This window comes from Achromobacter spanius (genome assembly GCF_002966795.1).
GTDB lineage: Bacteria > Pseudomonadota > Gammaproteobacteria > Burkholderiales > Burkholderiaceae_B > Achromobacter > Achromobacter spanius_D.
In genome coordinates this window covers 5,797,375-5,816,715 of record NZ_CP023270.1, presented here as the reverse complement: position 1 = coordinate 5,816,715, position 19,341 = coordinate 5,797,375, and the positions used below count along the sequence as shown (strand labels likewise).

The following is a 19,341-nucleotide window of genomic DNA, read 5'->3' as shown; positions in this document are numbered from 1 at the left end:
ACGCCCGGCGCGTCGTCGGCCTGGGGTGCGCGGGGCTACGATTGCGGTCCGGAGCCTTCGCTCCGGACTGCCCCTTCGTCATCTTCGTTGTCGCCTTCGGCGACTGCCTTCAGATTCCCTCGGGCGCATCTACACGCCCCGCGCACCCCAGGCCGACGACACGCCGGGCTCTGGTGGTTTCAGCTTGGCGGGCGCTGGGGCGAATCGAGTTCTTGAGGTTCTTGCCTGCTGTTGTGCGGGTTTGAAGCGTCTTGCGGGGCCCGCCCCACGACGGCCGCGCGGGCGGCCTGGTGGGGCTTACGCGGTGTCTTGCGGTTGGTGATGACGCTTCGCGCGTGGCTCCGTCGGCGCAACGCCAGGTGTGACGGCCGCCGTCACTGCCGCTTCATTCACCCGCCCGATAAATCTCCATCTCAGCATCAACGCCGCCGCAGCAATGACTGCTGCGAGCGCTGCGGACGCCATCATGGCTGCATGCGCGCCTTGCCACTCGATGACGAACGCATACGCAACCGGCGCCGCAGCAGTGAGCAGAAAACTGGGAATCAGCAACGCGCCAACCAGCGCGCCGTAGCTGCGGAAGTCAAACAGCGCCAGCGGCAGCGTGCCGCGGGTGATCGTCATGAGGCCGTTGCAGGCGCCGTAGAGCAGGGTGTAGGCGGCGGTGGCGTAGAGGTTGCCGCCGGGGACGAGGGCGAGCAGGAAGCACAGCGGGAGGGCCAGGGCCACTGCCAGGTTGAGCGTCAGCGGATGAAGGCGGCCGCCGACGAGGACGTCGCCTAACCGGCCGGCGAATTGGCCGATGCCCCACAGGGCGGCGACGGTGACGGCGGCTGCGGTGGTCAGGCCCAGGCCGGTCAGCAGTGAGAAGAGGTGGGCGGCGTTGCCGGCGGCCAGGAAGTTGGTGAGCATCGCCATGACGGCGTACAGGATGCCGGCCAGGCGGCGTTCGGCGGCGGTGCGGGTGAGGCCGGTGGAGGGCTTGCCGGGGTCGGTGGCGGATGCGGTGTAGCGGCGGCGTGGCAGGGCCAGGTAGAGGGGGACGGTGGCTAGCGCGAGCGCGGCGTAGACGAGGGCGGCGCCGCGCCAGCCCAGCCATTCGGCCAGGAAGTGGCCAACGGGCCACATGACGGTGGAGGCCAGGCCGCCGAAGAGGGTGATCTGGGACATGGGCCGGCGCGCGGCGGGGCCGGCGGCGCGGGCCAGCGCGGCGAAGGCGGCGTCGTAGAGGCACAGGCGCATGCCGACGCCGAGCGCGGCCCAGGCGGCGAAATAGAGCGCGTGCGTATGGGTGATGGCGAGCAGGGCGCAGCCCAGGGCGGACAGGACGGCGCCGGCGGGCATGACGCGGTGTCCGCCCCAGCGGTCCACCGCGGCGCCGGCGGCGGGCGAGACGAGGGCCATGACGACGATGGCAGCGGAGAAGCCGCCGTAGACGGTGGCGGTGCTCCAACCCAGGTCGGCGGTCATGGCCGGGCCGAGGGCGCCGATGAGGTAGAAGGTGACGCCCCAGCCGACGAGCTGGGTGAGACCCAGGCAGATGACGGCGCGGGGGCGGATCATGGGCGTTGCGGGGGCGTGGTGTCGCCTTCGCCGAGGCTGCGCTGCATGAGGACGGTGTCGCGCCATTCGCCGTGCTTGTGTCCCACGGACCGCAGCGTGCCGACGGGGTGAAAGCCTTGGCTGGCGTGCAGGGCGAGCGAGGCGGCGTTGCGGCTGTCGCCGACCACGGCCAGCATCTGGCGCCAGCCGGCGGCGGTGCAGCGCTCGACCAATGCGGCGAGCAGCTTGCCGCCGATGCCCAGTCCGGCGCGGCCGGCCTTGACGTAGACGGAGTCTTCAACGGTGTGCCGGTAGGCGGGGCGCGGGCGGTAGGCGGTGACGTAGGCGTAGCCGACGACTTCGCCGTTGATCTCGGCGACGAGGTGGGGCATCTCCTTTTCCAGCACGCCGGCGCGGCGTTGGCGCATCTCGGCGATGGAGGGCGGCTCCAGTTCGAAGGACGCAGTGCCGTGCTGCACGTGGTGCGCGTAGATGGTCTTGATGGCGGGCAGATCGGCTTCCGCGCTGTCGCGGATGAGGACGGTGGGCGAATGGGGCGACATGGAAGGGCCGGGGGTGGCTGATCGAAAACGCCAGTGTGAGCCAAGGCAAATCATTAATAAAGCTTTGGTCTATTATGATTTTCATAAGTAAAACTTTGGTGTAGCCATGCGCGGCTTGAATCTGGACCACTTGCGCACGTTTGCGCAGGTCATCGAACTGGGCAGTTTTTCCGCCGCCGCCGAGCGCGGGGGCGTGACGCAGCCCGCGGTCAGCCTGCAGATCCGCCAACTGGAGCGGCGTTTCGGCCTGAAGCTTGTGGAACGCGTCGGGCGGCGCGCGGGGCCGACGGCGGCGGGGCGGGAATTGCTGGCGCATATCCGCGCGATCGACGGCGCCGTGGCGCAGGCCGAGCAGGCGATGTCGTCGCATGCATCGCAGGTGTCGGGACGGATCCGGCTCGGCACGGGCGCCACCGCGTGCACCTATCTGCTGCCGCCGGTGCTGGCGGATCTGCGCCAGCGGTTTCCGGCGCTGGACATCGTGGCCAGCACGGGCAATACGGCGGACATGCTGCGGGGGCTGGAGGCCAATACGTTGGATATCGTGCTGATCACGCTGCCGGCGCCGGGCCGCATGTTCCAGGCGACGCCGGTGATGGAGGACGAGTTCGTGGCAATCTTTCCGTCGCGCGATGCGGGCGCGATTCCCGAGGTCGTGACGCCGCAGTCGCTGGCGCGGCTGCCGCTGGTGCTGTTCGAGCCGGGCGCGCGCACGCGGCGGCTGGTGGACGACTGGTTCGAGGCGGCGGGCGTGGCGGCCAAGCCGATCATGGAATTGGGCAGCACGGAGGCAATGAAGGAAATCGTGGGCGCGGGACTTGGCTGCGCGGTATTGCCCCGGCTGGCGGTATCGGGCGCGGGACGGCGCGACGCGTTGGAAGTGCGTTCGCTGACGCCGCGCCTGTCGCGCGATCTGGCCATCGTCCTGCGGCGCGACAAGCCGCTCAGCCGCGGGCTGCGGCATCTGCAGGACGCGCTCTTGGCGTTGGGGGAGCGCACGCCATGACGGTGTCCCGCAAGGTTCCGACGATGGCCGAACCCGACCTCTATCCCTACGAATCCTCGCGCCGTCCGGTGGCGGGGCTGGCCGTGGATTACCCGGACGGTCACCGCGTCAAGCGCCATCGCCACCGGCGCGGACAGCTCGTTTATGCGATGTCGGGCGTGATGGTGGTGGACACCGACGCGGGCATCTGGGTCGTGCCGCCGACGCGCGGCGTCTGGGTGCCGGCGTGGGTATCGCACGGCATCCGCATGAGCGGCGAACCGCGCATGCGCACTGTATTCGTCGAACCGGGGGCGGCGGCGCACTTGCCGGCGCAGTGCTGCGTGCTGTCTGTGTCGCCCTTGCTGCGCGAACTGATGGCGGCCGCGGCCGAGGTGCCGCTGGACTGGGCGCCGGACACGCGCGACGGGCGGCTGATGATGCTGCTGCTGGACGAACTGCGTCAGGAACCCGTGCTGCCGCTGCATCTGCCGCAGCCGTCGGAACCGCGTCTTGCGCGCATCTGCCGCGCCATCGTGCGGCATCCGGAACGGCAGGACGGAGCAGCGGACTGGGCGCGGGATTTGGGTGTGGATCCCAAGACGGTGCACCGGCTCTTCGTGCGTCACACGGGCATGACGTTCGGCCGCTGGCGCCAGCAGGCGAGGCTTTTGGCTGCGATGGAGCGGCTGGCTCGGGGCGAACGGGTGCTGGATGTGGCGCTGGACCTGGGGTACGAGAGCCCGAGCGCATTCGCGGCGATGTTCCGCAAGGCGCTGGGGGAGTCGCCAAGCGCCTTCGCGGCGCGCGGCGTGGCGTCCGCCTGACGGCTGTCAGCGGGCCGGCTGACTGTCGGCTGACCGCCGCGCGTGTGTTTCCGGGGCGCTCGCGGGCGCCCGGGCGCGGAAGCAGCGTATTATTTAGCGTTTTGCCGCCCACGCTAACAGCTACAGCCTGAGACAGATCATGCCGCACTATCGCTCCCGCACTTCGACCCACGGCCGCAACATGGCCGGCGCCCGCGCCTTGTGGCGCGCCACCGGCATGAAGGATGGCGACTTCGGCAAGCCGATCATCGCCGTGGTGAACTCGTTCACGCAGTTCGTTCCGGGCCACGTGCATCTGCGCGACCTGGGCGCGCTGGTGGCCAAGGAAATCGAAGCCGCCGGCGGCGTCGCCAAGGAATTCAACACCATCGCCGTGGACGACGGCATCGCCATGGGTCACGGCGGCATGCTGTATTCGCTGCCGTCGCGCGAACTCATCGCGGACTCGGTGGAATACATGGTCAACGCGCATTGCGCCGACGCCATGGTCTGCATCTCGAACTGCGACAAGATCACCCCGGGGATGCTGATGGCCGCCATGCGCCTGAACATCCCGGTCGTGTTCGTGTCGGGCGGCCCGATGGAAGCGGGCAAGGTCAAGTCGCCCACGGACGGCAAGGTCATCGCCAAGATCGACCTGGTCGACGCCATGATCAAGGCCGCCGACCCCAACGTGTCGGACGCCGAAGTGGCCGAAGTCGAACGCAGCGCCTGCCCGACCTGCGGCTCCTGTTCCGGCATGTTCACGGCCAACTCGATGAACTGCCTGACCGAAGCCATCGGCCTCGCGCTGCCCGGCAACGGCACCATCGTCGCCACGCACGCCTGGCGCAAGGGCCTGTTTGAACAAGCGGGCCGCCTGGTCGTGGACCTGTGCCGCCGCTACTACGTCGAAGAAGACGAATCCGTCCTGCCGCGCAACATCGCCACCAAGAGCGCGTTCCAGAACGCGATGGCGCTGGACGTGGCGATGGGCGGGTCGACCAACACCGTGCTGCACTTGCTGGCCGCGGCGCAGGAAGCCGGCGTGGACTTCACGATGGCCGACATCGACCGCATCTCGCGCAAGGTGCCGTGCCTGTGCAAGGCAGCGCCCGCCACCGACAAGTACCACATCGAAGACGTGCACCGCGCCGGCGGCATCCTGGGCATCCTGGGTGAACTGGCGCGCGCCGACCTGCTGGACCTGTCCTGCGGCAACGTGCACAGCGGCACGCTGGGCAACGCCATCCAGCAATGGGACGTGGCCGGCAACGCAAGCGAAGAAGCCAAAAAGTTCTACCGCGCAGCCCCCGGCGGCATCCCGACCACGGTCGCCTTCAGCCAGGACGCCACGTTCCTGACGCTGGACACCGACCGCAAGACGGGCTGCATCCGCAGCAAGGAAAGCGCCTATTCCAAGGACGGTGGCCTGGCCGTGCTGTACGGCAACCTCGCTGAAAAGGGTTGCATCGTCAAGACGGCCGGCGTGGACGAGTCGCAGTGGGTCTTCACCGGCCGCGCGCGCGTCTTCGAAAGCCAGGACGACGCTGTCGAAGGCATCCTGGGCGACAGGGTTGTGGCGGGCGACGTGGTGGTGATCCGCTATGAAGGCCCCAAGGGCGGCCCCGGCATGCAAGAGATGCTGTATCCCACGTCCTACCTGAAGTCCAAGGGCCTGGGCAAGACCTGCGCGCTCTTCACCGATGGCCGCTTCTCGGGTGGCTCGTCGGGCCTGGTGATCGGCCACGCTTCGCCGGAAGCAGCCGAAGGCGGCACGATCGGCCTGGTCGAAGAAGGCGACACGATCGAGATCGACATCCCCAACCGCAAGATGCACCTGGCGGTTTCCGACGACGAACTGGCCCGCCGCCGCGCCGCCATGGATGCGCGCGCCGACGGCTGGGAGCCGGTGGGCCGCGAACGCGTGGTGTCGCAGGCGCTGCAGGCGTATGCGGCGCTGGCCACGTCGGCCGATCGCGGCGCGGTGCGCGATCTGTCGCAGCTCAAGCTGAAAGGCAAGCGCTGATCGGTTGATGGCGGGTTGATGTGAAAGGCGGCGCACTTCGTGCGCCGCTTTTTTTCTGTGGTGCTGGCGATGCGCATGTTGCTAGCGTGCACGCGAGGAGGGACATAGCTTATTACAGCTTGCGGGCTGTAATCTGAAAATACAGCTCATAAGTTGTATTTATGAAATACAGCCTAGATTGCGTATTTCATTTTTACAACCTAGAATCTGTAAACCCTCACCACCAAGGGTTGGCATGTCCGACTTCACCGTCCGCACGGCGGACCAGCTCCCCGCCTTGCTCCGGGCCTTCCGCAAACAGGCTGGCATGACCCAGGCCGCGGCTGCACTGCGTCTGGGCGTCACGCAGCAGACGCTTTCAGCGTTTGAGCGCAACGCCGGCAAGCTTGGCGCTGACAGGTTGCTGGAGATTCTCGGCATCCTGGGCGTGGAAGTCGTGTTGCGCCAACGGGAAAAATCCTCCGCGTCCAAAACATCGGCCACACCGGATTGGTAGCCATGGGCCGACGTTCACACCACCGCGCTCTGGATCTCTGGATGAACGGGGACTTCGTGGGCGTCTGGAGCGTCCAGCCCCAGATTGGCGAGACGCTCCAATACGACGAGGCATGGGTTGCCTCCGGCCGGGGGCGGCCACTCTCGCTTTCGCTTCCCTTCACGCCGGGCAACCCGCCGCATCGCGGGCAGACCGTGCGCAGCTATTTCGAGAACCTGCTGCCCGACAGCCAGAACATTCGCGAACGAGTCGCGCGGCGGTTCCAGGCGGGTTCCACTGACGCGTTCTCGTTGTTGGCCGAAGTTGGCCGCGATTGTGTGGGCGCTGTGCAGGTCATGCCCCGCGACGTCGCGCCTGACCCCGTGACGCAGGTCGACGCCATTGCGCTCAGCGATGCGCAAGTGGCCCAGGCGCTGCGCGGCACCCTGACGCCCGGACCCCTGAGCGGCCACAGTGCAGATGACGATGACGGGTTCCGCATCTCGATCGCCGGGGCGCAGGAAAAGACGGCCATGCTGTGGCTCGATGGTCGCTGGTGCAGGCCTCACGGCGCCACGCCGACCACGCATATCTTCAAGATGCCGCTCGGCCTCGTCGGCAACTTGAAGTTCGACATGAGCCACTCGGTGGAGAACGAGTGGCTGTGCTCCGAGATCCTCCATGCGTACGGGCTGCCGGTGGCTCGCACCCAGCCGTTGATGTTCGAGGACATGAAGGTGCTGGCGGTCGAGCGGTTCGACCGCATGTGGTGGCGCAACGATGACGGCAAGCGCTGGCTGATCCGCCTGCCGCAGGAAGACATGTGCCAAGCGACGGGAACGCCGCCGCATCTGAAGTACGAATCCGACGGCGGCCCGGGCGTGCGCAGCATCATGAAGCTGCTGGCCACCTCGCGCGAGCCCGATCGCGACCGGCGCACGTTTTTCCAATCGCAGGTCCTGTTCTGGATGTTGCGCGCCACCGATGGCCACGCAAAGAACTTCAGCATTTTTCTGCGGCCCGGCGGCGCGTACGAGCTCACGCCGCTGTACGACGTACTGTCTGCCTATCCCGTCATCGGTACCGGCGCCAACCAGCTGTCGCCGTTCAAGGCACGCATGGCCATGGCTGTGCGCACGAAGAACACCCATTGGCTCATGCGCGACATCCTGCGGCGGCATTGGCTCGCCGTCGGTGCGGAACACGGTGTCGTGGCGCCGGACGGCCGGGGCGTGGAGGCGGTGGTCGACGACCTGGTTTCGCGTACGCCGCAAGTGGTGCGCGCGGTGCGAGACGTATTGCCGCCCGCGTTTCCCGAGCACGTGGCCGATACCATCCTCCAGGGCCTGCAAGCCGCGGCCGACAGACTGGCGGGATAGCCAAGGCGTGCATGCGGCACGGCGCTAGATGCCTCGGAATGAGAATAATTGCTATTATTCGCGTCTTCCCGATCTTCGCCCGGCTCGAATGTCTGCATCGCTCAAGCGCAAGCAAGGCTGGCTCGCTCATTACCGCGAGTTGCTTGGCGCATGGCGCAACAAGAACTCGCCCGATGGCGAGGATGCCGTTCAGGACGTGGCGGTGAAGCTGCTTGAACGCGGCATCGTGGATATCGAGGAACCGCGCGCGTATCTGGCGCGCGGCGTCTCAAATGGCGTGATCGACCAGCACCGGCGCCGTGCCATCCTGCCGGTGCGGGCAATCGATGAGCTTGCCGAGCGTGAGCATCCGACGGTGGCGGACGGGCAGTCCGCGTACTACGCTGGCGAACTGTTGACGGCGCTGATGGCGGCGCTGCAGGAGCTACCGCCTGCCTGTCAGCGCGTCTATCTGCAGCACCGGCTGGAAGGCTGGACCCATGCCGAGATTGCGGCGGATATGGGTATTTCGCGCAGTATGGTCGAAAAGCACATGATCCGTGCGCTGCAACACATCGGTGAAAGGCTGAAGCAGCATGCGCCGTCCGATTAAGATGATTTCCCGATGACCCGCCAAGACGAATCCTCCGCCGACGAACTGCGTGCCCGCGCGGCGCACTGGTTCGCGCGTGTCCAGTCGGGGGAGGCTACGCACGACGAGATCGACGCCTGTGCGTCATGGCGTCGCGCCCACCCCTTGCACGATGAGGCATATCGCAAGATCGAGTATCTGTGGCGGGCCACGGATCAGTTGCCGCAAGACGAGCTGCGCGCCATGCTGGCCGCCAGCCGTGCCGCGACAAGCGGTGCGCCAACGCCGCGCCGCCGCGTATTCGGATGGGCGGCGGCCGCTTGCACGGCGGCTGCGGTGGCGGCGGTGGCAGTCCCCCTGCTCAACAGCGAGGCGCCGTCCTACCGCGCGGCTTTTCAGACCCAGGCCGGCGAACGGCGCGAGGTGACACTGCCGGATGGATCGGTCGTCAGCCTGAACGTGAACACGCGCCTGGAAGTCGCCTTCTTTGAAGGGCGACGCGATATCACGCTGACGTCGGGTCAGGCTTTTTTTGCCGTTCAGCACGATGGCGAGCGCCAATTCGTCGTGCATGCGCCAGCGGTGACCGTGACCGTGACCGGTACACGCTTCGACGTGCGCTCGGACGATTCGCGGGTGGCGGTGGAGTCGGGTTCGGTGCAGGTCACCACGGGTCGCTGGTGGAACCGGGCCGAGCGTCAGCTCATCGCCGGACAATCGGTCGAACGTGACGGAGATGGGCTGTTGAGTGCCGCGACACCCGTTCAGATCGAAAACCTGTTGGCGTGGCGGCAGGGCAAGATCGTATTCCGCAATGCGCCGCTGGCGCAGGTGGTGGCCGAGATGAACCGCTACCTGGAACATCCCGCCAAACTCGATGCCCCCGCGCTGCGCGACTATCGCGTGGCCGGCGTTTTCAGTATCGATAAGCCGCAAGACATTCTGGCCGCCTTGCCGGCCGTTGCGCCGGTTCAGGTACGCCCACTGGCCGGCGGCGGCGCAGTCATTGTGCCGCGCTGACAGCGGCGCCTCCCCATTGCTCCATGCGCAAGTCCCTGCCGGACCGCGGATGCCGCGCGTGGCCATAATCGGCACGGTTACAAAATAGTTTTCATTTGCGTTGAGGTGTTTGCCGCGCCCGCTCGTTTGTTCCTACGAGGGGGCGTGCGTTGCCATGCGGCGCGGGCTCCGGGAGAACCTTGGCCAAGGGTTGTGGCGCATAGACGCCGGTTTGATTGATTGGAACGGAACACCGTGAATACCGAAGTTGCAAGCCGCACGAGCGCGTTACGCACGCCCTTCGTGCTTGGCACCCTTTCCCTGTCATTGGCCCTGACGCTGGGTGGCGCGCCGGCAGGGGTGCAGGCTCAGACGCCCGCCGCGCACATCAGCATCGCAGCCCAACCGCTGGAGCAGTCGTTGCTGCAGTTGGGGAGGCAGACCTCGTTGCAGATCTTCTTTGCCCAGGACTTGGTCGCAGGCATTCAGGCGCCGGCCGTGTCCGGCGCGCTGCCCCCCGAAGAGGCGTTGCGCCGTCTGCTTGCGGGCAGTGGCCTGCAATATGACCGCCGGGGCGACACGGTCACCTTGTCGCGCCCACCGGCCGCCCAGGCGACGCAGCTCGAGCCGGTAACGGTGGAAGGGCGCAACCTGCTGACCACGGAAGGAACGGGCTCCTACACGGTGCGCGCAACCACCGCGGCGACCGGACTGCGGCTGTCTCCGCGAGAAACGCCGCAGTCGGTGAGCGTGGTGACGCGCCAGCAGATCGAAGACATGAACCTGACATCGCTTGGGGAAACGTTGAAAACGGTCACGGGCCTGGTGACGACGTCATCCGACATCGATCGCACCGATATCCATTCGCGTGGCTTTTATGTCGACAGCTATTCCTACGACGGCATGCCGGTGTCCACGCAAAACGATTTCTTCGGCACGTCGAACTTCGATCCCATTCTTTACGATCGCGTCGAAGTCGTGCGCGGCGCGACCGGTCTGATGACCGGCACCGGCAATCCGGGCGCATCGGTCAACGTGGTGCGCAAGCGCGCCACGAGCAAGGAGTTCACGGGCGCGGTCAGCTTGGGCATCGGGTCCTGGGATGACCGCCGTGCGACGGTGGATCTGTCCACGCCGGTCAACGCCGATGGCTCTGTGCGGGCCCGGGTGGCGGGCATGATGGAAGAGCGCGATTCGTATCTGGACCGTTACCACACGCGCAATCAGGCCTTTCTGGCCACGGTAGAGGCCGACGTGACGGCCAACACCACCGTGCGCGTAGGCTTCGAGCACCAGAACAAACGGCCGACCGACGTGACGTGGGGCGGACTGCCGATGCTGTACAGCGACGGCTCGCCGGCAAGCTGGCGGCGCAGCTTCAGCATCGGGGCCGACTGGACGCGCTGGAGCACTACCAACAACACGATCTACGCCTCGGTGGAGCACCAGTTCGACAACGGCTGGAACATCACCGCCAACGTCAGCCGGCTCGACAGTGAATACGATTCCAGGCTGCTGTATCTGATGGGGCAACCGGATCGCGATACCGGAATGGGCCTGAACGTCTGGCTGAACCGCTCGCACCAGGAGTTCGATCAGAACAGCGCTTCGATCCAGGCGGGCGGGCCGTTCGAATTGTTCGGACGCCAGCATGAAGCCGTGTTCGGCCTCGTTGGCAGCAGGTCCACGCTGCGCTATGGCAACTATCCCGCCCTCAATACCAGTCCCGTGGGCAACATATTCGAATGGGATGGCTCCTACCCGGATCCGGGTTGGGGCGAATTCAATACCCTGGGCAAGAACAAGACGCGCCAGACCGCGGCATACGGCGCGCTGCGCCTGTCGGTCACGGATTCGCTCAAACTGATCGTTGGCGGCCGGCAGAATCGTTGGGTGCGTGACAGCGGCGACGACGAGCTGCGCAGCACGGAGTTCACGCCATACGCCGGCGTGGTCTACGACTTCAACGACACTTACACCGGCTATGTCAGCTATACCGACATCTTCCAGCCGCAGGCATATCGCGACGCCAGCGGCAGGTATCTGGATCCTGTCCAAGGCAAAAGCTACGAGACGGGCGTGAAGGCCGACTATCTCGACGGCAGGCTCAGCACCTCTTTCTCGGTGTTCCGCATCGAAGAGGACAACGTGGCCGAGCGCGATGGCTCGCGCTTCGTCGATGGCACGTCGGAGTTCGCCTATCGCGGCGCCAAAGGACTGACCAGCGAAGGTTTCGAGTTGCAGGCGTCGGGCGAAGTGAATCCGGGATGGCAACTGACGGCGGGCTTCTCCCGCGCGCTGGTGCGCGACGCGGAGGGCAAGCGGTTCAACACGTACCGCCCGCAGAATCTTGCGCACCTGTTCACGACCTATCTGGTGCCGGGCACCTCGGGCAAGTTGACGGTGGGCGGAGGCGTGCAATGGCGCAGCGGCGTGTACGTCGACCAGACGACGTCGGCGGGCGTGAAGGCCCGGCGTGAACAGGGCTCGGTGCTGCTGACCAGCGTGATGGCGAATTACCGGTTCACGCCGAATCTGTCGGCGCAGTTGAACATCAGCAACCTGTTCGACAAGAAGTACTTCGATCTGACGGGCGACGGGCAGGGGTTCTATGGATCGCCGCAAAAAGCGATGCTGACGGTAAAGTACGCCTTCTAAGCCGGATGAGGTTTTGGTGTGGAGCGCTGCCCGCTATTGACTACCGGGCTGGCAGCGCCGGGCGCTTTTTGGGGATGGGCCGACGATGACGAACCGATAAAATCCCCCAATCTCTTCCCGGGTCCCGAAATCATGTCCCTGAACTCCGAAGCCCTGCGCCTCTTCCTTGGCGTGGTCGACGCCGGGTCGTTGAGCGCCGCCGCCGAAATGCTCGGCCAGACCGCATCCGGCGTCAGCCGTGGCCTGCATCGGCTTGAAGAGGACCTGGGCGTCACGCTGCTGAACCGGACGACGCGCCGCATGGAGCTGACCGAAGAGGGCCGGCATTTTCTGCCCAAGGCGCGCCAGATCGTGGCGGCGCTGGAAGAGGCCGAGGAGTGCATGCGCATGGTGCATCAGCGGCCTGCGGGCCGCTTGCGTGTGGACGCGTCGGTGCCGGTGATGCTGCACTGCGTGGTGCCCCACGTTGCCGAGTTCCGGCGTGCGTATCCGGAGATCTCGCTGGAACTCACCAGCAACGACCGCATCGTGGACCTGATGGAGCATCGCACCGACGTTGCGCTGCGCATGGGGCCGTTGACCGATTCCACGCTGCACGCGCGCACGCTGCGGCCGTCGCCGCGCTGGATGATGGCTAGTCCCGATTACATCGCGCGGCGTGGCGCGCCGCGCACGGTGGAGGATCTGGCGGATCACGAGGTGCTGGGTTTCACGCAGCCGGAAAGCCTGAACCTCTGGCCGCTACGTCATGCCGGCGGTTCCAGCTTTCAGGCCACGCCGACGCTTGCGACGTCCAGCGGCGAGACGCAGCGGCAACTGGCGCTGCGCGGCGTCGGCATCGCGTGCCTGTCGGACTTTGTGGTGCGCGAGGATATCGAGGCGGGGCGGCTGGTGAAAGTGCTTGAAAGCGAATACACCGATCACCTGCAGCCGATGCACGCGGTGTATCACCGCAACACGCAGCTGTCGCGGCGTATCGCGTGTTTTCTGGATTTTTACGCGGGCAGGATTTGAGGTGATGCGCGGGTGTCTGACACCTCAGTGGAGGGTGTCTGACACCTGTGGACAACTGCTACGCGTGCAGCGCTCTTCCAAACGCCGCCAGCACCGACTCGTGCAGCGTTTCCGACAGCGTTGGGTGGGCGAACACGGTGTGCATCAGGTCTTCTTCGGTCGCTTCCAACGACGCCGCCACGCCATACCCCGTGATGAGCTCGGACGCCTCCGGGTGAATGATGTGCGCGCCGAGCAGTTCGCCTGACTTGGCGTCGAACACCGTCTTGACCAGGCCCTGGTCCTCGCCCATCGCGATCGCCTTGCCGTTGCCGGCGAAGGTGAACTTTCCGACGCGGATTTCGCCGCCAGTCTTCGTGGCGTGTTCACGCGCGCGGGCTTCGGTCATGCCGATGCTCGCGACCTGCGGGTAGGAATACGTGCAGGCGGGAATGCGCAGCGGATCGATGGCGTGCACGGGCAGGCCGGCGATGGCTTCGACGCACAGCACGGCTTCGTGGCTGGCCTTGTGGGCAAGCCATGGGGCGCCGGCCACGTCGCCGATCGCGTAGACGCCGGACTCGCCGGTGCGGCACAGGTCGTCGGTGACGATGTGCGTCTTCTCGACCTTGACGCGCGTCTTCTCCAGTCCCAGATTCTCGACGTTGCCGACAATGCCGGCGGCGACGATGACGCGGTCGAAGGTCTGTTCGAGCTTCTTGCCCTCGTGCTCCAGCGTGACCTTGACGCCGTCGGCCGTGGTGGACGAGGCCGTCACCGCGCAACGCGTCAGCACGCGGATGCCTTGCTTTTCAAAGGCCTTGCGCGCCAGCTGCGAGATCTCGGCGTCTTCCTGCGGAAGAATCTCCGGCGTCATGTCGATCAGCGTGACCTCGGCACCCACCGCGCGATAGAAGCTGGCGAACTCGGCGCCGATGGCGCCCGCGCCCACGACCAGCAGTGACTTCGGGATCTCGGTCGGCACCAGCGCCTGCCGGTAGGCCCAGATGCGCTCGCCCACGGGCAGCGCCGGCAGGTCGCGGGCGCGTGCGCCGGTGGCCAGGATGATGTGCTTGGCCGACAGCGTGGCGCCGTCGTCCAGCGCCAGCTTGCCGGACCCGGCAAGTCTGGCGCTGGCGGCGAACACGGTGACGCCATTCTTTTTCATCAGATGCGCCACGCCTTGGCCCAGCCGGCCGGCCACCTTGCGCGACCGGGCGACCATCGCGGCCAGATCCGGGCGCGCCCCGCCCGCACCCGTCACGCCGTAGTGCGCGGCCTCGCGGCAGGCGCGCAGCACGGTGGCGCTGTGCAGCAGGGCCTTCGTCGGAATGCAGCCCCAGTTCAGGCAGATGCCGCCCAGTTCGGCGCGCTCGACCAGCGCGACCGACATACCCAGCTGCGCGGCGCGGATCGCGGCCACGTAGCCGCCCGGTCCGCCGCCCACCACCACCAGATCAAAACTCGTCTTCGTCATGGCGGGGCTCACAGCAGGATGCGCACAGGGTTTTCGATCAGCGCGCGGAAGGCGGCCAGCCAGCGTGCGCCGACCGCGCCGTCCACGACGCGATGGTCGGCCGACAACGTCACCGTCATCACGGTGGCGGCAACCAGCTGGCCATCGGCGTCCACCACCGGCCGGCGTTCGGCCGCGCCGACGGCCAGGATGGCGGCCTGCGGCGGATTGATGATGGCGGCGAACTGGCTGATGCCGTACATGCCCAGATTGCTGACCGTCAGCGAGCCGCCGGTGAATTCCTCGGGCTTCAAGCGGTTGACCTTGGCGCGCTTGGCCAGCTCGACGATCTCTGCGCCGATGACGGACAGGGACTTCACATCGGCGTCGCGCACGATGGGCGTGACCAGGCCGCCGTCGGTGGCCACCGCCACGGAGATATCGGCGCCCGCGTGGTATTCGATGTCGTCGTCGTGCCAGGACGCGTTGACCTCGGGCACCTCGCGCAGCGCCAGGGCGGCGGCGCGCACGATGAAGTCATTGACCGACAGCTTGACCGCGCCGCCGTGGTTGGCCTGCGCGCGCAGGGCGAGCAGCGCGTCCATGCGGCAGTCGACCGTCAGGTAAAAGTGCGGCACGTGCTGCTTGCTTTCGGTGAGGCGGCGCGCGATGGCGCGGCGCATGCCGGTGTGCGGCACGCGGCGTGCGGCCGGCCGGCCAGCGGGGTGGGCGGAAAGTGGCGCGGCGGCAGGCGCACGGTCGCGCGCGGCTTCAACATCGCGCCGCACGATGCGGCCATGCGGGCCGGTGCCGGTGACGCCCAGCAGGTCGACGTGCCACTGCGCGGCAAGGCGCCGGGCGACGGGGCTGGCGAAGAGCCGGCCGCCGGGGACGGCTGCGGTCGAGGATGCGGCGTGCGCGGCTGCGTTGCCGGCTTCCTGCGGGGCGGCGGCAGACGCGCCAGACGGCGATCCCGAGGCCAACGCTGCACCAGCCGCCGCCGAGGCGCCCGTTGCCCCGCCAGCAGCGGACCCAGCAGCCGACCCCGCTGCAACGGCCGCACCACCGTGCTCAGCCAGCGCACGATCAATCGCCGCCGCGTCCTCGCCGTCCGCGATCAGCACGCCAATCACAGTGTTGATCGGCACCGACGCCGGCCCGGCCTGGACCACGATGCGGCCCAGCACGCCGGCCTGTTCGGCGTTGATTTCGACGATGGCCTTTTCGGTTTCGACTTCCGCCAGCGCGTCGCCCACGGCAACGCGGTCGCCTTCCTGCATGAGCCACTGGTGCAGGATGCCGCCCGAGGCGTCGGCGGCTACAGAAGGGAGCTTGATGAGGTATGCCACGGTGTTCTTCCTATTCAGCGGCGCCGGCCAGGTCGGGCCGGTACGCGGCGGGGTCGTCGTATTCGACGAGTTCGAGCACATTGCCTTCGGGGTCGCGGAAGAAGGCGAGCCACGTGCCGGGCCGCACTTCCATGGGCGCGGGCGCGCTGTCGAAGACGACGCCTTTCGATTCCAGATCGCGCACCACGCCTCGCAGGTCGCGCACGATGAAGGTGAGGTAGGCGGCGCCCTGGCGGTCCAGGATCGCCGCGCCGCGCACCGCGGGCTCGGGCGCCACGGCCGGTTGCAGCAGCTTGATGCGCTCGCCGTACGGCGTCTGCAGGCGCGCGACGTCGTAGCCGTGCGCCGTGAGGCCCGTTGCCCGCGCCTTGTCGACGGGCACCGTCACGCGGTTCACCAGCGTCAATCCCATGACGCCGGTGTAGAAAGCGGCCAGCGCATCCAGGTTCGCGCAGCAGATGCCGACTTCCATCGGCACGGTCATGTGCAGGGCGCTCATCGCTGTTCCCCCAGATCGGCCAGCACGTCGGCCAGGCCCGCCATCACCTCGTCGGTGTCGGCGAACGCCGCGCGCTCCAGCACCTTCGAGATGCTGGGCGAGGCCTCGCCGCCGGTGACGCGCTTGACCGGCTGGTCCAGCCAGTCGAAGTAGCGGCGCTGGATCTCGTCGGCCAGCATGGCGCCGTAGGACGTGCCGCGCGCGCCTTGCTCCACGATCAGCACGTTGTTGGTCTTCTGGATGCTGGCGCCGATGGTGTCCCAGTCCAGACTGGCGCGGTCCAGCGTGCGCAGGTCGATGACTTCGGCGTCCACGCCGGCCTGTTCGGCGGCCGCCAGCGCGCGGCTGACCATGGACAGGTACGTCAGGATGGTGACCTTGCTGCCTTCACGGCGCACGCGGGCGCGGCCGAAGGGGATGGCGTAGTCCAGATCGCCATCGGGCACGTCGCCCGACGAGGCGTACAGATCCACGTGCTCGATGACCAGCACCGGATCCTTGGAAGCCAGCGCCGTGTTCATCAGGCCGACGTAATCGTGCGGCGTGGACGGCGCAACGATGCGCCAGCCGGGCGCCGTGGCAAAGATGCCGGCCGGGTCCATCGAGTGCTGCGAGCCGTAGCCCGTGCCCATCGCGACCTTGGTGCGCAGCACGAACGGCACGTCGATGTCGCCGCCGAACATGTGGCGCGCCTTGCCGATCTGGTTGAAGATCTGGTCGGCCGCGACCCACATGAAGTCCGGGTACATGAATTCCACGACGGGCTTGTAGCGGCCGTCCATCGCCAGGCCTCCGCCCAGACCAGCAAAGGCGTTTTCCGAGATCGGCGTGCCCAGCACGCGGTCCGGGTACTTGTCCTTCAAGCCGCGCGTGGCGCCGTTGGTGCCGCCCTTCAGGCGATGCACGTCCTCGCCCAGCACGACGACGCCCGGGTCGGTTTTCATGCGGCGGTCCAGCACGTCGGCGACCGCATCGACGAACTTGCGCGTCGCCTTGGCGCCGGTGTGGTCCGCGGCCTCCTGGTAGCGCAGGCCTTCCAGTTCCGAGCCGTCGCTGCGCAGGCCGACGTCGCGGAAATCTGGGCTGGGCCACAGGTCGGCGCGCACGCGGCGTTTGCCGCCGTCCGCCGCTTCGGTCAGGCGGCCGGACACGTCCTTCATCACGTCCTTGCAGCGCTGGCGCAGAGCATCCACCTCGGCCTGCGTGACGACCTTGCGGGCGATCATTTCCGACGCGATGCGGTCCAGCGGATCGCGCTGGCGCCACTGCGCCTCTTCGTCCTTGGTGCGGTAGCCGAAGGCGCTGCCGGGGAACGGGCCGTTCTGGTGGAAGAAGCGGTAGACGTCCACTTCGACGATGGTCGGACCCTTACCGGCGCGCATGTGCGCCACGGCTTCCGACATGGCCAGGTAAACGGCTAGCGGATCCATGCCATCGACCTTCCAGGACGGAATGTTGAAGGCCAGGCCGCGCGCGGACAGGCGCGGTTCGGCGGTGGATTCTTCCACGGTCGTGGACACGGCGTAGCGGTTGTTCTCGATGAAGAAGCACAGCGGCGTCTTCCACGCGGCGGTCAGGTTCATCGTTTCCAGCACGGAACCGATGTTGACCGCGCCGTCGCCAAAGTACGTCACGGCCACGCGGTCCGTGCCCGCGTGCTTGTGCGCCCAGCCCGCGCCGGCGGCCAGCGGCACGCCGCCGCCGACGATCGCGTTGGTGCCCAATGCGCCGGCTTCCAGCCAGCGAAGGTGCATGCTGCCGCCGCGGCCGCGGCAATAGCCATTGGCCAGGCCCATGATCTCGGCCAGCGTCTTGTGCAGGACTTCGTCGATGGCGGGCGTCAGCGGGTTGCGCGGATCCAGTCCAAGCGGCGCGACGTGTTGCAGCGCCTTCGCCAGAAACTGGTGATGGCCCCGATGCGAGCCGTTGATCTGGTCGCCGGCGCCCAGCGCCAGCACCGAGCCGACGGCGCCGCCTTCCTGGCCCACGGACGAGTGCGCGGGGCCGTGCACCAGGCCTTCGGCGGCCAGTTCCAGCACGGCTTCCTCGAAAGCGCGGATCCAGTGCAGTTGGGTCAGCATCGTGCCGAGCAGCGCGGGGTCAGCCTGCTGCCAGTCCGAGGCGTCGGCCGTCAGCTGCCGCCAGGGCGCCTGGGGCTCAAGCGGTTGGTAGGTGGCCATGAATGAATCTCCAGAGTGTTTTTGAGCGTCGGGGCAATCAGAGGTAGCTGTAGCGGCTCCAGCCGCCGTCGGCCACCAGGGTGTGTCCGGTGATGTAGGCGGCCTGGCGCGACGCCAGGAAAACCGCCAGGTCGGCCATCTCGGCCGGCTGCGCCATGCGGCGTAGCGGCGTGCGTTGCTTGAGGCGTTCGGGATCCAACCGGCCGCGCGCCGCCAGGTCGCGCACGAGGTCGGTCTCGACGTAGCCCGGGGCCAGCGCGTTGACGCGCACGCCCGCGGGGCCCCATTCCACCGCCAATGTTTCGGTCAGCAGCACCACGGCGCCCTTGGTCGCGCAGTAGGCCGCACGGTCGGGCGCCGCCACCACGCCGTACATGGAGGCCAGGTTGATGATGCTGCCGGACCCTGCCGGGACCATGCGCCGGCCCGCGGCCTGCGCGCACAGGAAGACGCCGGTCAGGTTGATGTCCACGGCGCGGCGCCATTCGTCCACGGTGACTTCCAGCGTGGGCTTGTTGGCTGAGATGCCGGCGTTGTTGACCAGCACGTCGATGCCGCCCCAGGTCTCTGCAACCTGCGCGAAAGCGCGCTCGACCGCGTCGGCGTCGGTGACGGACGCCTGCACGGCCATGGCCTGCGCGCCCGGCTCCGTGGCCGCCAGACCCGCGACGGCGGTCTCCAGTGCGGCGGCGTCCATGTCCAGCAGCGCGACGCGCGCACCCTGGCGCGCAAATGCCTGCGCCGTGCTGTAGCCGATACCCTTCGCGCCGCCGGTGATGACGACCGTCTGGCCGCGCAGCTCCGGATGGATGACTTCAGTGGTGTTTTCCACGATGTGTGCCTGTATTGGATGAGTA

At 67.4% G+C, this 19,341-nt stretch carries 16 protein-coding genes; 9 read left to right on the top strand and 7 right to left on the bottom strand.

Features of this window, described 5'->3' with window-relative positions:
• Positions 1-297: 297 nt before the first annotated feature.
• Together CLM73_RS26335 and CLM73_RS26330 are read right to left on the bottom strand one after the other, a co-directional pair.
• Positions 298-1,563, bottom strand: a complete 1,266-nt coding sequence (locus CLM73_RS26335) for an MFS transporter (RefSeq protein ID WP_105240946.1) — start codon at positions 1,561-1,563, stop codon at positions 298-300.
• Entirely contained in the window at positions 1,560-2,105 is a 546-nt protein-coding gene (locus tag CLM73_RS26330) for a GNAT family N-acetyltransferase (protein WP_105240945.1), read from the bottom strand. The genes CLM73_RS26335 and CLM73_RS26330 overlap by 4 nt, the downstream gene beginning before the upstream one ends.
• Before the next feature lie 106 nt (positions 2,106-2,211).
• Between CLM73_RS26330 and CLM73_RS26325 the strand changes: the two genes are divergently transcribed.
• The 9 genes from CLM73_RS26325 to CLM73_RS26285 all read left to right on the top strand — a co-directional run bounded on the left by CLM73_RS26325 (position 2,212) and on the right by CLM73_RS26285 (position 13,021).
• Complete coding sequence (locus CLM73_RS26325; protein ID WP_105240944.1) at positions 2,212-3,111, top strand: LysR family transcriptional regulator; 900 nt, start codon at positions 2,212-2,214, stop codon at positions 3,109-3,111.
• On the top strand, positions 3,108-3,917 hold the full coding sequence (locus CLM73_RS26320) for an AraC family transcriptional regulator (RefSeq protein ID WP_105240943.1): 810 nt from the start codon (positions 3,108-3,110) through the stop codon (positions 3,915-3,917). The genes CLM73_RS26325 and CLM73_RS26320 overlap by 4 nt, the downstream gene beginning before the upstream one ends.
• Before the next feature lie 139 nt (positions 3,918-4,056).
• Positions 4,057-5,925, top strand: coding sequence for a dihydroxy-acid dehydratase (ilvD, locus tag CLM73_RS26315; protein WP_105240942.1), 1,869 nt, complete (start codon positions 4,057-4,059; stop codon positions 5,923-5,925).
• Between the two features lie 235 nt (positions 5,926-6,160).
• The gene (locus tag CLM73_RS26310) at positions 6,161-6,421 is read left to right on the top strand and encodes a helix-turn-helix transcriptional regulator (protein WP_105240941.1); all 261 of its coding nucleotides are present in this window, start codon (positions 6,161-6,163) and stop codon (positions 6,419-6,421) included.
• Between the two features lie 2 nt (positions 6,422-6,423).
• Positions 6,424-7,779 (top strand): type II toxin-antitoxin system HipA family toxin, encoded by a 1,356-nt coding sequence (locus CLM73_RS26305; RefSeq protein WP_105240940.1) that lies wholly within the window; start codon positions 6,424-6,426, stop codon positions 7,777-7,779.
• An 88-nt stretch (positions 7,780-7,867) separates the two neighbouring features.
• Positions 7,868-8,371, top strand: coding sequence for a sigma-70 family RNA polymerase sigma factor (locus CLM73_RS26300; protein WP_105240939.1), 504 nt, complete (start codon positions 7,868-7,870; stop codon positions 8,369-8,371).
• Positions 8,372-8,383: 12 nt separating this feature from the next.
• A complete protein-coding gene (locus CLM73_RS26295; protein WP_105240938.1) occupies positions 8,384-9,370 on the top strand; it encodes a FecR family protein in 987 nt (328 codons plus the stop codon).
• Between the two features lie 234 nt (positions 9,371-9,604).
• A complete protein-coding gene (locus CLM73_RS26290) occupies positions 9,605-12,007 on the top strand; it encodes a TonB-dependent siderophore receptor (protein WP_158685944.1) in 2,403 nt (800 codons plus the stop codon).
• A gap of 132 nt (positions 12,008-12,139) precedes the next feature.
• Entirely contained in the window at positions 12,140-13,021 is an 882-nt protein-coding gene (locus CLM73_RS26285; RefSeq protein WP_105240936.1) for a LysR family transcriptional regulator, read from the top strand.
• A gap of 58 nt (positions 13,022-13,079) precedes the next feature.
• Here the strand turns inward: CLM73_RS26285 and lpdA are convergent, their stop codons facing one another.
• From lpdA to CLM73_RS26260, 5 genes are read right to left on the bottom strand one after another with little or no spacing between them, the layout of a single operon-like run.
• Positions 13,080-14,477: a dihydrolipoyl dehydrogenase gene (gene lpdA / locus CLM73_RS26280; protein ID WP_105240935.1), complete on the bottom strand. Its 1,398-nt coding sequence runs from the start codon at positions 14,475-14,477 to the stop codon at positions 13,080-13,082.
• A gap of 8 nt (positions 14,478-14,485) precedes the next feature.
• Positions 14,486-15,805 (bottom strand): pyruvate dehydrogenase complex dihydrolipoamide acetyltransferase, encoded by a 1,320-nt coding sequence (locus tag CLM73_RS26275; protein WP_105240934.1) that lies wholly within the window; start codon positions 15,803-15,805, stop codon positions 14,486-14,488.
• 10 nt (positions 15,806-15,815) lie between these two features.
• Positions 15,816-16,304 (bottom strand): VOC family protein, encoded by a 489-nt coding sequence (locus CLM73_RS26270; protein ID WP_105240933.1) that lies wholly within the window; start codon positions 16,302-16,304, stop codon positions 15,816-15,818.
• Positions 16,301-18,484: an alpha-ketoacid dehydrogenase subunit alpha/beta gene (locus tag CLM73_RS26265; protein WP_105240932.1), complete on the bottom strand. Its 2,184-nt coding sequence runs from the start codon at positions 18,482-18,484 to the stop codon at positions 16,301-16,303. Before CLM73_RS26265 ends, CLM73_RS26270 begins: the two co-directional genes overlap by 4 nt.
• 37 nt (positions 18,485-18,521) lie before the next feature.
• Positions 18,522-19,316, bottom strand: a complete 795-nt coding sequence (locus tag CLM73_RS26260) for an SDR family NAD(P)-dependent oxidoreductase (protein WP_105240931.1) — start codon at positions 19,314-19,316, stop codon at positions 18,522-18,524.
• Positions 19,317-19,341 lie beyond the last annotated feature (25 nt).

Excerpts from the sequence above, each read along its gene's own strand:
- CLM73_RS26310 (WP_105240941.1), top strand. The coding sequence starts at position 6,161 with ATGTCCGACTTCACCGTCCGCACGGCGGACCAGCTCCCCGCCTTGCTC.
- CLM73_RS26295 (WP_105240938.1), top strand. The coding sequence starts at position 8,384 with ATGACCCGCCAAGACGAATCCTCCGCCGACGAACTGCGTGCCCGCGCG.
- lpdA (WP_105240935.1), bottom strand. The coding sequence starts at position 14,477 with ATGACGAAGACGAGTTTTGATCTGGTGGTGGTGGGCGGCGGACCGGGC.
- CLM73_RS26325 (WP_105240944.1), top strand. The coding sequence starts at position 2,212 with ATGCGCGGCTTGAATCTGGACCACTTGCGCACGTTTGCGCAGGTCATC.
- CLM73_RS26335 (WP_105240946.1), bottom strand. The coding sequence starts at position 1,563 with ATGATCCGCCCCCGCGCCGTCATCTGCCTGGGTCTCACCCAGCTCGTC.
- CLM73_RS26320 (WP_105240943.1), top strand. The coding sequence starts at position 3,108 with ATGACGGTGTCCCGCAAGGTTCCGACGATGGCCGAACCCGACCTCTAT.
- CLM73_RS26270 (WP_105240933.1), bottom strand. The coding sequence starts at position 16,304 with ATGAGCGCCCTGCACATGACCGTGCCGATGGAAGTCGGCATCTGCTGC.
- CLM73_RS26265 (WP_105240932.1), bottom strand. The coding sequence starts at position 18,484 with ATGGCCACCTACCAACCGCTTGAGCCCCAGGCGCCCTGGCGGCAGCTG.
- ilvD (WP_105240942.1), top strand. The coding sequence starts at position 4,057 with ATGCCGCACTATCGCTCCCGCACTTCGACCCACGGCCGCAACATGGCC.
- CLM73_RS26305 (WP_105240940.1), top strand. The coding sequence starts at position 6,424 with ATGGGCCGACGTTCACACCACCGCGCTCTGGATCTCTGGATGAACGGG.
- CLM73_RS26300 (WP_105240939.1), top strand. The coding sequence starts at position 7,868 with ATGTCTGCATCGCTCAAGCGCAAGCAAGGCTGGCTCGCTCATTACCGC.
- CLM73_RS26285 (WP_105240936.1), top strand. The coding sequence starts at position 12,140 with ATGTCCCTGAACTCCGAAGCCCTGCGCCTCTTCCTTGGCGTGGTCGAC.
- CLM73_RS26330 (WP_105240945.1), bottom strand. The coding sequence starts at position 2,105 with ATGTCGCCCCATTCGCCCACCGTCCTCATCCGCGACAGCGCGGAAGCC.